The organism is Rhizobacter sp., from assembly GCF_035702065.1.
Classification (GTDB): domain Bacteria; phylum Pseudomonadota; class Gammaproteobacteria; order Burkholderiales; family Burkholderiaceae_C; genus Rhizobacter.
Genome location: NZ_DASSRA010000123.1, coordinates 1 through 11310, shown reverse-complemented (window position 1 = coordinate 11310; position 11310 = coordinate 1). Strand labels below are relative to the sequence as shown.

Genomic DNA, 11310 nt, shown 5'->3' with positions numbered 1-11310 from the left:
CAGGTCGCGGTTTTACCGGGTCCCTGGGGGGATGTTCAGCTTTATCGGCCAACCCGTTGTCACAGCGTCAGATTCCGGCCTGGGCCGGTCCGTCCTGCAGAGCGCCCTCTGCCCGCCAGAAAGTCAAAAGGGTTAGCTCCTTGCGGAAGCTAACCCTTTGATCTCTTTGGTCGGGGTGGCGGGATTCGAACTCGCGACCCCTTGCACCCCATGCAAGTGCGCTACCAGGCTGCGCTACACCCCGACGTAAGCCACGCAGTATAGCCTGAAATCGGCAGCCTTCCGGCTCACACCACGAGCAATCCGCGGATAGAGATCAGCTCCTGTCGCATCTGAACCATCGACACCTCGCTGGTGACGACCTCGGGAACAGGCAGCTCTTCGATCGGTGCGGCGACATCGTCCTCGCCCATCGGCTCATCGGCGAATTCGGCCGGCTCGGGCTCCTTGCCATTGACACCAGGCGCATCTGCCCGTGCATGAACCAGCTCGGTCAGGCGATTGCGGGCACCACTGATCGTGAAGCCCTGCTCATACAGCAGCTCGCGGATCCGTCGTATGAGCAGCACCTCGTGGTGCTGGTAGTAGCGGCGGTTGCCGCGCCGTTTCATGGGCTTGAGCTGCGTGAACTCCTGCTCCCAATAGCGCAGCACGTACGGCTTCACGCCGCACAAATCGCTGACTTCCCCGATGGTGAAGTAGCGTTTGGCTGGAATGGCGGGAAGCGCTTTCTCCATTTAAATCAATAAGATCGGGAGAGAAAGCTAGACTTTACTCGAAGTCGTCTCCCGCCGGGCTGTCGCCTTGCACAACCCCCTTAAGTTTGTGGCTGGCGTGAAATGTGACGACATTTCGCGCCTTGATGGGGATCGCTTCGCCCGTCCTGGGGTTGCGGCCCGGGCGCGGCGCCTTGCGCCGGATGTTGAAGTTGCCAAAGCCCGACATCTTGACGTCATCTCCAGCAACCAGCGTGCCGTGGATGATGTCAAAGAAGGCTTCGACCATGTCTTTGGATTCACGCTTGTTGAGCCCCAGGCGCTCGAACAGCAGCTCCGCCAGCTCCGCCTTGGTCAGCGTGGGCGTCTCCAGCGTGGGCAGCAGCATCACGCGCTCGGGGGGCTTCTCGTCGGGAGGAGTGGTGGTCATTCGGAATTTCGTGTTCAACCCCGCAGGCGAACGCCCAGCCGGGACTGGAGTGCCTTCAGGACTTCGGACTTCACGGCCTCGATGCGTTCGTCCGTCAAGGTGGTGGTGTCGTCGAGCACCTCCAGGCGAATCGCCAGACTGCGCTCGCCGGCCGCCATGTCACTGGAAGCACTCGTGGGCTTGTAGACGTCGAACAGCTTCACCGAGCGGATCAGGCTGGCATTCGCCGACTTCACGGTATCGATGAGCGCATCGTGCGTCACGCTTTCGCCTGCGATGACCGCAATGTCGCGCCAAGCCGACTGCTGGCGCTGGATGGGTTGGAAAACGGGCACCTCGCGCTGCAGCAGGGCGGCAGCATCGAGTTCGAAGACGATGGGTGCAGTCGGCAGTTCATAGCCCTGCCGCCAACGCGGATGGAGTTCACCGATGAAGCCGATGGCTTGCCCGTCGATCTCCACACGGGCAGAACGCCCCGGATGCAGGGCAGGATGCTCAGTCGGCACAAAGCGCGCCATACGCGGAGCCAGCAGCGCCTCGATGTCACCCTTTACATCGAAGAAGTCGACCGGGCGCTCCTTGGCTGCCCATTGCGTTTCGTCGGCGCTGCCATAGGCCAAGCCAGCGATGCGCACCGGCTGGTCGATGCCGGCCACCGAGAAACTGCCGTCGGGCGTGGCGGCGTTGCGCTTGAAGACACGGCCGAGTTCGAAGACACGAACACGCGTGGCCTTGCGCGCCAGGTTGAACCGCAGCACCGCCACAAGGCCACCGATCAGGCTGGAGCGCATCACCGACAAGGGGCTTGCGATGGGGTTCAGCACGCGAATCGGCTGCTCATTGCCCGCGAGTTCACGCTCCCAGCGTTCTTCGACGAAGCTGAAGTTGATCGTCTCCTGGTAGCCGAGCATCGCCACTTGACGACGAAGCGCATGCGGACTGCGCTGCGCTTCGGGCCGGACACGTGCCGTAACCGGCGCGAGCGGAGCAGTTTCAGGCAGCGTCTGATAGCCCAGGACGCGGATCACTTCTTCGATCAGGTCTTCTTCGATCTGCAGATCGAAGCGCCAGCTTGGCGGCGTGACGGTCAGCACGCCCGGCGCAGCCGTCACCGGCAACCCCAGGCGCTCCAGGATCCCGGCACATTGCTCCTGCGTCACCGGCATGCCGATGACCTTGGATGCACGCGCCACACGCAGGCTGACTGGCTTGCGCTCGGGCACGTTGACGAGCTGATCGTCCATCGCGGACGGTTCGCCACCGCAGATGTCCAGGATCAGCTGCGTGATGCGCTCGATGTGCTCGACGGTCAGGGCTGGGTCCACACCCCGCTCGAACCGATGGCTGGCGTCGGTGCTGAAGTTGTAGCGCCGCGCACGACCCGCCACCGACTCGGGCCACCAGAAGGCGGCCTCGACGTACACATGCCGCGTGTCGTCGGACACCGCGGTGGAATCCCCACCCATGATGCCCGCCAGCGACTCCACAGCCTCGTCATCCGCAATCACGCCCACGCTCGAATCGAGCTCGATGGTGTTGCCGTTCAGCAGCTTCAGGCTTTCACCCGCACGAGCCCAACGGACGGTGAGGCCGCCATGGATCTTGTCGAGGTCGAAGATGTGCGAAGGCCGGCCGTACTCGAACATCACGTAGTTCGAGATGTCGACGAGCGCCGTGACCGAGCGCTGCCCGCAGCGGGCAAGCCGGTCCACCATCCAGGCCGGTGTGCTGGCCTTGGTGTTGACGTTGCGGATGATGCGGCCGGAGAAGCGGCCGCACAGGTCCGGCGCCTGTACCTTCACCGGCAGCTTGTCGGCGTGCACCACACGCGTCGCCGGGAACTTGGGTTGCAGCAGCGGAGCCCCGGTCAGCGCCGCGACTTCGCGGGCGATGCCGTAGACGCTCAGGCAATGGCCGAGATTCGGTGTGAGCTTGAGCGTGAACAAGGTGTCGTCCAGGCGCAGGTGATCGCGGATGGACGCACCCACCGGCGCATCATCTACCAGGATCAACAGGCCTCCGTGATCCTCCGAGAGCTTGAGCTCTCGGGCCGAGCACAGCATGCCCTGACTCTCGACACCGCGCAGCTTGCCTAGCTTGATCAGGAAAGGTGCGCCGCCCTCTTCTGCCGGCGGCAATTGCGCCCCCACCAGCGCGCAGGGCACCTTGATGCCGGCGCGTACGTTGGGCGCGCCGCAAACGATGCTGAGGGGCGTACCCGTTCCCACGTTGACGCGGCATACATTGAGGCGGTCGGCATCGGGATGGCGGGTGACTTCGAGCACCTCGGCCACCACCACCTGGCTGAAGGGCGGTGCGACGGGGCGCAACTCTTCCACCTCCATGCCAGCCATGGTGAGCGTCTCAGCCAACTGCTCGGTGGAAATCGGTGGGTTGCAGAACTCGCGCAACCAGGACTCAGGAAATTGCATCTCGTGTCTCTGCCTTACTTGAACTGCGACAGGAAGCGCAGGTCACCTTCAAAGTACAGGCGCAAATCGTTCACGCCGTAGCGCAGCATCGTCAGCCGGTCCGGCCCCATGCCAAAGGCGAAGCCGATGTAGCGCTCTGGGTCCAACCCAAAGTTGCGCACCACCTTCGGGTGCACCTGGCCCGACCCGGCCACCTCGAGCCAACGCCCCTTCAGCGGGCCGCTGGTGAAGGCGATGTCGACTTCAGCCGAAGGCTCGGTGAAGGGGAAGAACGACGGCCGGAAGCGCAGCTGCAGGTCGTCCGTCTCGAAGAAGTTGCGGAAGAAGTCCGTGAAGACCGATTTCAGATCCTTGAAGCTGACGTTCTCGCCGATCCACAGACCTTCGCACTGGTGGAACATGGGGGAGTGGGTGGCATCGCTGTCGATGCGGTAGGTGCGGCCCGGCGCAATGACGCGGATCTCGGGCATATTGGCCTGCCCTGCGTGCGAGGCCGCATGAGCGCGCGCATGGCGAACCTGCATCGGCGAGGTGTGAGGGCGCAGGTTGAGCCAACGGCCTTCGGCGTCCTTCATGTCGACGTAGAAGGTGTCCTGCATCGAGCGGGCCGGGTGGTTCTCGGGGTTGTTCAGCGCCGTGAAGCTGTACCAGTCGGTTTCGATCTCTGGGCCATCGGCCACCTCGAAGCCCATGGAGCCGAAGATGGCCTCGATGCGCTCCATGGTGATCGAGATCGGGTGCACGCTGCCGGTTCCACGGCCGCGCCCCGGAAGGGTGACGTCGAGTGCTTCCGCCTTGAGTTGCAGCGCCAGTTCGGCATCGGCCAACGCCTGGCGACGGGCATTCAACGCCGCCTCGATCTGCTGCTTCGCCGCGTTGATCTCGGCACCACGCGCCTTCTTCTCCTCGGGCGGCAACGCGCCCAGCGCCTTCAGCAGTTCGGTCAGCCGGCCAGCCTTGCCGAGGTAGCGCGCCTTGGCATTCTCGAGATCGGCGGGTGCCATGGCCTGCGCAAAGTCGGCTTGCGCGGCTTGCACCAGTTGATCGAGGTCGTTCATCGGTTCAGTGATCTGTCTCGGACAATAAAAAAGGCCGCACACGAGGTCGGCCTTTGAGAGCTTGCCTCAAGCAGCCGGAGCCGCCCGAGGGCTTGCTGTGGCGCCAGGCTGTACGACACCTGGCGCGATCACGGCATTCAAGCGAGCTGGGCCTTCACCTTCTCGACGATGCTGCCAAAACCGGCAGGATCATTCACAGCCATGTCGGCAAGAACCTTGCGGTCGATGTCGATATTTGCCTTCTTCAGGCCAGCCATGAACTTGCTGTAGGTGACACCCAGGCCCCGGCTCGCCGCATTGATACGGGCAATCCAGAGCTGACGGAACACACGCTTCTTCGTGCGGCGATCGCGATAGGCATATTGCCCAGCGCGCATGACCGCTTGTTTGGCGATGCGGAATACATTCTTGCGACGGCCACGGTAACCCTTGGCCAGAGCGAGAACTTTCTTGTGACGAGCACGTGCGGTTACACCACGTTTGACGCGAGGCATGTCTTTTCCCTTCTAGAAGTGATCAGAGGCCAGCGAACGGCAGCATCTGCGCCATACCGCCCATGTTGGTCTCGTGGACGGAGGCAGCACCGCGGAGGTGGCGCTTGTTCTTCGTCGACTTCTTGGTCAGGATGTGGCGCTTGAACGCTTGACCGCGTTTCACAGTACCACCCGGACGCACGCGAAAGCGCTTTTTGGCGCTGCTCTTGGTCTTCATTTTGGGCATGAACTGCTCCTTCTAAATTGCTCCTGCAGGCGCCCGCAAAACAACTTGCGTTCTTGTAAGCCTGCAGAGGCTTCTTGCGGCGCCCTGGCGACCAAACCAGAGCACCGAACTCTTCAAACCATCACGACCGCTTCTTGGGGCCTAGAACCATGATCATCTGGCGCCCTTCGAGCTTGGGCATGTTCTCAACCACTGCCACATCAGCCAGCTCATCGCGAATACGCTCCAGGAGGCGCATGCCGATTTCCTGGTGGGTGATTTCGCGGCCGCGGTAGCGCAACGTCACCTTGCCTTTGTCGCCGTCTTCGCCGATGAAGCGCCGCAGGTTGCGCATCTTGATCTGGTAGTCGCCCTCGTCCGTGCCTGGGCGGAACTTGACTTCCTTGATCTCGATGACCTTCTGCTTCGACTTCGCTTCTGCCGCGCGTTTTTGCTCCTGGTACTTGAACTTGCCGTAGTCCATCAAGCGGCACACGGGCGGATCGGCCTGGGCGGCGATCTCGACCAGGTCCACATCCAGCTCGCCGGCCATGCGCAAGGCTTCTTGCGTGGAGACGATACCCAGCGGTTCGTTGTCGACCCCGTTGAGCCGGACTTCCGGCGCCATGATCTCGCGGTTCAGTCGGTGCTTGCGCTCCACGTTGGGAGTGCGGCGGTCAGCAAAAGTAGCGATAGTTCAAATCCTTCAGCGGACTCCAAGGCAAGGGAATCCAATAACCATCAAACGCGTGCCCTGCTGTCAAACCCGATTGGCAATATCGCCTGCGATCTTCGCTTGGAAGTCTGCAAGAGACATCACTCCGAGGTCTTGGTTGCCACGAGCGCGCACGGCAACAGCCCCGTTTGCCTTCTCCTTGTCGCCAACGACGAGGAGGAACGGGGCCTTTTGCATGGAATGCTCGCGGATTTTACGGGTAATTTTCTCGTTGCGCAAATCGCTGTCGACTCTAAGCCCTTGTTTTTGAAGCATTTTCGCTACCTCACGGGCGTAATCGGCCTGATCGTCGGTGATATTCATCACCACGGCCTGCACCGGAGCCAGCCAAACCGGCAGGGCACCCGCATGCTGCTCGATCAGGATGCCGATGAAGCGCTCCAGGCTGCCGACGATGGCGCGGTGCAACATGAGGGGGCGGTGGCGGTTGCCATCCTCGCCCACGAAATCGGCATCCAGGCGCTCGGGCAGGTTGGGGTCGACCTGGATCGTGCCGCACTGCCAGGGGCGGCCGAGCGCGTCTTTCAGCGTGTACTCGATCTTCGGACCATAGAACGCGCCCTCGCCTGGCAGGTACTCGAACTCGCAGCCTGACGCGCGCAACCCCTCGGCCAGGGCTGCTTCGGCCTTGTCCCAGCTTTCTTCGGTGCCGATGCGGTTGTCCGGCCGCGTCGACAACTTGTAGATGATGTTGGTGAAGCCGAAGTCCTTGTAGACCTTCTGCAGCAAGGTCGTGAACGCCGTCACCTCGGCCTGGATCTGAGCCTCGGTGCAGAAGATGTGACCGTCGTCCTGCGTGAAGCCGCGCACGCGCATGATGCCGTGCAGGCCACCCGTGGGCTCGTTGCGGTGGCACTGCCCGAACTCGCCATAGCGCAGCGGGAGCTCGCGGTAGCTCTTGATACCCTGCTTGAAGATCAGGATGTGGCCCGGGCAGTTCATCGGCTTGAGCGCGTAGTCGCGCTTCTCCGACTCCGTCGTGAACATGTTCTCGCGGTACTTGTCCCAGTGGCCGGTCTTCTCCCACAGGCCCTTGTCCAGTATCTGCGGGCCCTTCACCTCCAGGTAGCCGTTATCGCGGTACACGCGGCGCATGTACTGCTCGACCTCCTGCCAGATCGTCCAGCCCTTGGGGTGCCAGAACACGGTACCGGGTGAATGCTCGTCAATGTGGAAGAGATCGAGCTCGCGGCCCAGGCGGCGGTGGTCGCGCTTCTCGGCCTCTTCGAGCATGTGCAGGTATTGCTGCAGTTCGTCCTTGGTGGCCCAGGCCGTGCCGTAGATGCGCTGCAGCATCTCGTTGCGATGGTCGCCGCGCCAGTAGGCACCAGCCACCTTCATCAGCTTGAAGTGCTTGAGCTTGCCCGTGCTGGGCACATGCGGGCCGCGGCAGAGGTCTTCGAACTTGCCTTCGCGGTAGAGGGACACGTCTTCGTTCGCCGGGATGCTGGCGATGATCTCGGCCTTGTAGTGCTCGCCCAGACTCTTGAAGTAGGCGACGGCCTCGTCACGCGGCAGCACGCGGCGCTCGACCTTCTCGTCTTTCTTCGCCAGCTCGGTCATCTTGGCTTCGATGGCCGCCAGGTCTTCGGGCGTGAAGGGGCGCTTGTACGAGAAGTCGTAATAGAAGCCGTTCTCGATCACCGGGCCGATGGTCACCTGGGCCTCGGGGAACAACTCCTTCACCGCGTAGGCCAGCAGGTGGGCCGTGGAATGGCGGATGACTTCCAGCCCGTCGGCATCCTTCTCGGTGACGATGGCCAGCGGCATGTCGTGCTCGATGCGGTAGCTGGTATCGACGACCTTGGCGTCTACCCCCTGCCCCACGCGGCCGGCCAGCGCGGCCTTGGCCAAGCCGGTGCCGATCGACGCAGCCACCTCGGCCACGGTGACCGGGCCATCGAACTGACGCTTGGAACCATCGGGCAGTTGAACGGAAATCATGATGAGGAAACTCCAGAAACAAAAAAGCGCGGGGTGAGCCGCGCTTTCGAGAGATGACGAGAAGAGACTTGACGGAGCCGCGGCCGACTAGAGCTGTACCTGCCCGGTCGTAGTTCGCGGTGTCATAACCATGGTGCCCTTCTCGCTCTTGTTCGTTGAAAGAACTCGGATTGTAGAGCAGCGCCTACCCCCGCGCCGTGTACTCCGAGAAGATGCCCACCTCGACATGCCGTTTCACCTCGCGCAGCCCGCTGGCTTCCAGCGCGGCCAGCACCTGGGGTGGTGCCACGCAGGCGTCGATGGTGTCCCAGTAGTAGCGCCACAGCATGGGGGTGGCAGGCGCCTTGGACACGAAGCGCGCCACCAGCGGCGCGGCACCGCGCATGTAGGCCTTGAGCAAAGCCGTGGCCACGCGGCCGCTGGGGCGGGTGATCTCGAGGATCAGCAAGCGGCCACCGGGCTTGAGCACGCGACGGAATTCGGCGCAGGCCACCGAGAAATCGTCGATGTGGCGCAGGGCATAGCCCATCACCAGGAAGTCGACCGACTCCTTCGGCACTGGAATCTCTTCGGCACGGCCGATGCGGCACGACACCTCGGCCGGCAGACGGGCCTGGGCCATCATGCCGGCACTGGGATCAACACCCACTAGGCGACCCGGCTCCTGGGTGATGCGCAGGATCTCCTGCGACACCAGCCCTGTCCCCATGCCCAGGTCGACTACCTGCATGCCCGGCTTCAGCCCGGCGCGCTGCAGGGCCATGCGGCGATAGCGCGAACCGGTCCCCAGGCCGAGGATGCGTTCGATGCGGTTGTAGTCGACAGCCGTGTCGTCGAAGGTCGTGCGCAGGAAGCGGTTGCGGGCTTCCAGGTCACCACTCGCGTAGTAGCTCGGCAATGGGGCGTGGGGCAGGTGAACGACGCCCTCGTTCTTGCTGGAAGCTGGTGTGGTGGGTTGCATGGGATGTTGAGAGCCAGGGGGGCCTTAGGGAGTTCCGCTCAGCTCTTTCGTCGGCGAGCCAGCGGTAAGCACGCCGCCCAGGCCTTGCGTGGGAGTGCGCAATTTCCCCACGGCTCGCCCCGGGCGTCAAGCACTCAGAGCGGCTGCGCGTCGATGGGGCGTCCGTTGCCGACGATCTCGGCGAACTCGTCGCGCAGGCGCTGGCTCTCGGCCACTGCGCGCGACCAGGCTTTCACCCGCGCAGGGATGTCTTTGTCGTAGAGCTTGAAGTCAGCGCGGTCGGGCAGCTTGCCGTTGGGGAGCGTCTTGATCCACTCGACGCTGGGCGACAGCACCACCACATTGTCCAGGTGCGCACTGGCGCGGTGCCGATGCTTCAGCGCCTTGTCGAGCCAGCCGGGAATCACCTCCTTCTGGAAGTGCGGGTACAGCGCCAGGCCGTCGCGCATCGAGGCGTAGTTGAGGTGCAGGTGGTAGTCGGTGATGCCGCCGTCCCAGTACGCACCATGCGGCGCGCCCGGGATGTTGTGCACGGCATCGAGCCAGAACGGGATGGAGCAGCTCGCCAGGATGCTGGGCTGCAGGTTGGCCTCGTTCAGCGCCACTGTATGGCTGCGGTAGTCGTGCAGATGGAGCGGCAAGGCTTCGCGCGGGTCGGAGAACACCACCCGTTCCAGCCATGCGCCCATGGCCTTGCGGCTGACAACATTGGCAGCAAACGCGCCCAGGTAGCCGAGCGGCGTCGTCAGCTTGGACAGCCGCCGCCCCTCGCGCTTGAGCACGTGCCGGCCGCGGCTGGTGAAGACGTGAAGGCGGAAGCGCGGGTGGGCGAGCACCTCGGCCTCGCGACCAGCGAAGGTCTCGGACAGCTTGGCCCCGAACACCTCGCTCACGTGCGTGGGCGTCGGCGGCTTGCCGTTCTTGTGCTCGTACTCCTGGCGGATGTAGTCATCCGCCATGCGGGCGAAGGCCTGCTTTGGTTCGTGCAGACAGGCTGTCGCCATGCGCCAGGCGCCGATGGACGCGCCAACCAGGTGAACCGGGTGATCCGTCCCAGCCAGCCAGTCACCGAAGATGAACTGGTCGAGCGGGCTCAGCACCAAGCCTTTGGGGCCACCGGCTGCACCCGGAATGACGCGCACGTCCTGCGGACGCAGCCCCTGCTCGCGCAATGCCTTGAGCGCGCGCGGGCCGGCGTGGACCTGCAGGACTTTCATGCGTGCCCGCTCAACGCTTGGTCTGCAGTTTGGCGAATGCAGCCGCCATGGCCGAAGCTCCCTGCGGCTGGACCGGCGCACGTTGCCCGCCCTGGGCCCGCTCACCACGCGCCGGCGGCCGGTAGCTGTTGTCACCCCGCTCGCCACGCGGCGCGGGTGTGGCATCGAGCTTCATGGTGAGCGAGATGCGCTTGCGCGCCAAGTCGACCTCCAGCACCTTCACCTTGACGATGTCGCCGGTCTTCACCACTTCGCGCGCATCGTTGACGAACTTGTTGCTGAGCTGGCTCACATGCACCAGGCCGTCCTGGTGCACACCCAGGTCGATGAAGGCGCCGAACTGGGCGACGTTGCTCACCGTGCCTTCGAGCGTCATGCCGGGCTGCAGATCCTTGATGTCTTCGACGCCGTCGTTGAAGCGCGCGACCTTGAAGTCGGGGCGCGGGTCGCGGCCCGGCTTCTCCAGCTCGGCCAGGATGTCCTTCACGGTGATGGCGCCGAACTTGTCGTCGGCGAAGGCATCGGGCTTGAGCGAACGCAGCACGTCGCTGCGGCCCATCACCTCACCGGCCGGCTTGGCCACTGCCTTCAGGATCTTCTCGACGACCGGGTAGGTTTCGGGGTGCACGCCCGACTGGTCGAGCGGGTAGTCACCACCGCGGATGCGCAGGAAGCCCGCGCTCTTCTCGAAGGTCTTGGCACCCAGGCCGCTCACGTCAAGCAGTTGCTGGCGGTTGCGGAAAGCGCCGTTGGCATCACGCCAGCGCACGATGCTGCCCGCCACCGCCGTGCTCAAGCCCGACACGCGCGCCAGCAGCGGTGCAGACGCCGTGTTCAAGTCGACACCAACCGAGTTCACGCAGTCTTCGATGACCACGTCCAGGCTCTTGGCCAGCTCGCTCTGGTTCACGTCGTGCTGGTACTGGCCGACGCCGATGCTCTTGGGGTCGATCTTCACCAGCTCGGCCAGCGGGTCTTGGAGGCGGCGCGCAATGCTCACGGCACCACGCAGACTCACGTCGAGCTCGGGCAGTTCCTTGCTGGCGTATTCGCTGGCCGAGTACACCGAGGCGCCCGCCTCGCTCACCACCACCTTCTCGATGTGGGTGCCCGGCGC

Annotated in this window: 11 protein-coding genes and 1 tRNA gene; all 12 read right to left on the bottom strand. The window is 63.8% G+C overall.

Going from position 1 to position 11310, the window contains the following annotated elements:
* Positions 1 to 167 precede the first annotated feature (167 nt).
* Positions 168 to 244 (bottom strand) — tRNA-Pro (locus tag VFL64_RS05685).
* Positions 245 to 287: 43 nt separating this feature from the next.
* On the bottom strand, positions 288 to 737 hold the full coding sequence (locus VFL64_RS05680; RefSeq protein ID WP_489539405.1) for a MerR family transcriptional regulator: 450 nt from the start codon (positions 735 to 737) through the stop codon (positions 288 to 290).
* A gap of 34 nt (positions 738 to 771) precedes the next feature.
* Positions 772 to 1146 carry an integration host factor subunit alpha gene (locus VFL64_RS05675; protein WP_489539404.1) on the bottom strand — a complete coding sequence of 125 codons (375 nt, stop codon included), beginning with the start codon at positions 1144 to 1146 and terminating at the stop codon, positions 772 to 774.
* A 14-nt stretch (positions 1147 to 1160) separates the two neighbouring features.
* Positions 1161 to 3578: a phenylalanine--tRNA ligase subunit beta gene (gene pheT / locus VFL64_RS05670; RefSeq protein WP_489539403.1), complete on the bottom strand. Its 2418-nt coding sequence runs from the start codon at positions 3576 to 3578 to the stop codon at positions 1161 to 1163.
* Positions 3579 to 3592: 14 nt separating this feature from the next.
* Positions 3593 to 4636, bottom strand: coding sequence for a phenylalanine--tRNA ligase subunit alpha (gene pheS / locus VFL64_RS05665; RefSeq protein WP_489539402.1), 1044 nt, complete (start codon positions 4634 to 4636; stop codon positions 3593 to 3595).
* Positions 4637 to 4773: 137 nt separating this feature from the next.
* The gene (gene rplT, locus VFL64_RS05660; protein WP_028359507.1) at positions 4774 to 5130 is read right to left on the bottom strand and encodes a 50S ribosomal protein L20; all 357 of its coding nucleotides are present in this window, start codon (positions 5128 to 5130) and stop codon (positions 4774 to 4776) included.
* A 22-nt stretch (positions 5131 to 5152) separates the two neighbouring features.
* The gene (gene rpmI / locus VFL64_RS05655) at positions 5153 to 5356 is read right to left on the bottom strand and encodes a 50S ribosomal protein L35 (protein ID WP_028359508.1); all 204 of its coding nucleotides are present in this window, start codon (positions 5354 to 5356) and stop codon (positions 5153 to 5155) included.
* Positions 5357 to 5477: 121 nt separating this feature from the next.
* A complete protein-coding gene (gene infC / locus VFL64_RS05650; RefSeq protein WP_489539401.1) occupies positions 5478 to 5996 on the bottom strand; it encodes a translation initiation factor IF-3 in 519 nt (172 codons plus the stop codon).
* A 99-nt stretch (positions 5997 to 6095) separates the two neighbouring features.
* Positions 6096 to 8015: a threonine--tRNA ligase gene (gene thrS, locus VFL64_RS05645; RefSeq protein ID WP_489539400.1), complete on the bottom strand. Its 1920-nt coding sequence runs from the start codon at positions 8013 to 8015 to the stop codon at positions 6096 to 6098.
* Between the two features lie 184 nt (positions 8016 to 8199).
* Positions 8200 to 8976 carry a class I SAM-dependent methyltransferase gene (locus VFL64_RS05640; protein WP_489539399.1) on the bottom strand — a complete coding sequence of 259 codons (777 nt, stop codon included), beginning with the start codon at positions 8974 to 8976 and terminating at the stop codon, positions 8200 to 8202.
* Positions 8977 to 9110: 134 nt separating this feature from the next.
* A complete protein-coding gene (locus VFL64_RS05635; RefSeq protein ID WP_489539398.1) occupies positions 9111 to 10193 on the bottom strand; it encodes a patatin-like phospholipase family protein in 1083 nt (360 codons plus the stop codon).
* 10 nt (positions 10194 to 10203) lie between these two features.
* Positions 10204 to 11310: helix-hairpin-helix domain-containing protein (locus VFL64_RS05630; RefSeq protein ID WP_489539397.1), on the bottom strand; the 1107-nt coding region annotated here is incomplete at its 5' end.

Coding starts and splice junctions, on each gene's coding strand:
- VFL64_RS05680 (WP_489539405.1), bottom strand. CDS start 737: ATGGAGAAAGCGCTTCCCGCCATTCCAGCCAAACGCTACTTCACCATC.
- VFL64_RS05640 (WP_489539399.1), bottom strand. CDS start 8,976: ATGCAACCCACCACACCAGCTTCCAGCAAGAACGAGGGCGTCGTTCAC.
- rpmI (WP_028359508.1), bottom strand. CDS start 5,356: ATGCCCAAAATGAAGACCAAGAGCAGCGCCAAAAAGCGCTTTCGCGTG.
- VFL64_RS05635 (WP_489539398.1), bottom strand. CDS start 10,193: ATGAAAGTCCTGCAGGTCCACGCCGGCCCGCGCGCGCTCAAGGCATTG.
- VFL64_RS05675 (WP_489539404.1), bottom strand. CDS start 1,146: ATGACCACCACTCCTCCCGACGAGAAGCCCCCCGAGCGCGTGATGCTG.
- pheT (WP_489539403.1), bottom strand. CDS start 3,578: ATGCAATTTCCTGAGTCCTGGTTGCGCGAGTTCTGCAACCCACCGATT.
- thrS (WP_489539400.1), bottom strand. CDS start 8,015: ATGATTTCCGTTCAACTGCCCGATGGTTCCAAGCGTCAGTTCGATGGC.
- rplT (WP_028359507.1), bottom strand. CDS start 5,130: ATGCCTCGCGTCAAACGTGGTGTAACCGCACGTGCTCGTCACAAGAAA.
- pheS (WP_489539402.1), bottom strand. CDS start 4,636: ATGAACGACCTCGATCAACTGGTGCAAGCCGCGCAAGCCGACTTTGCG.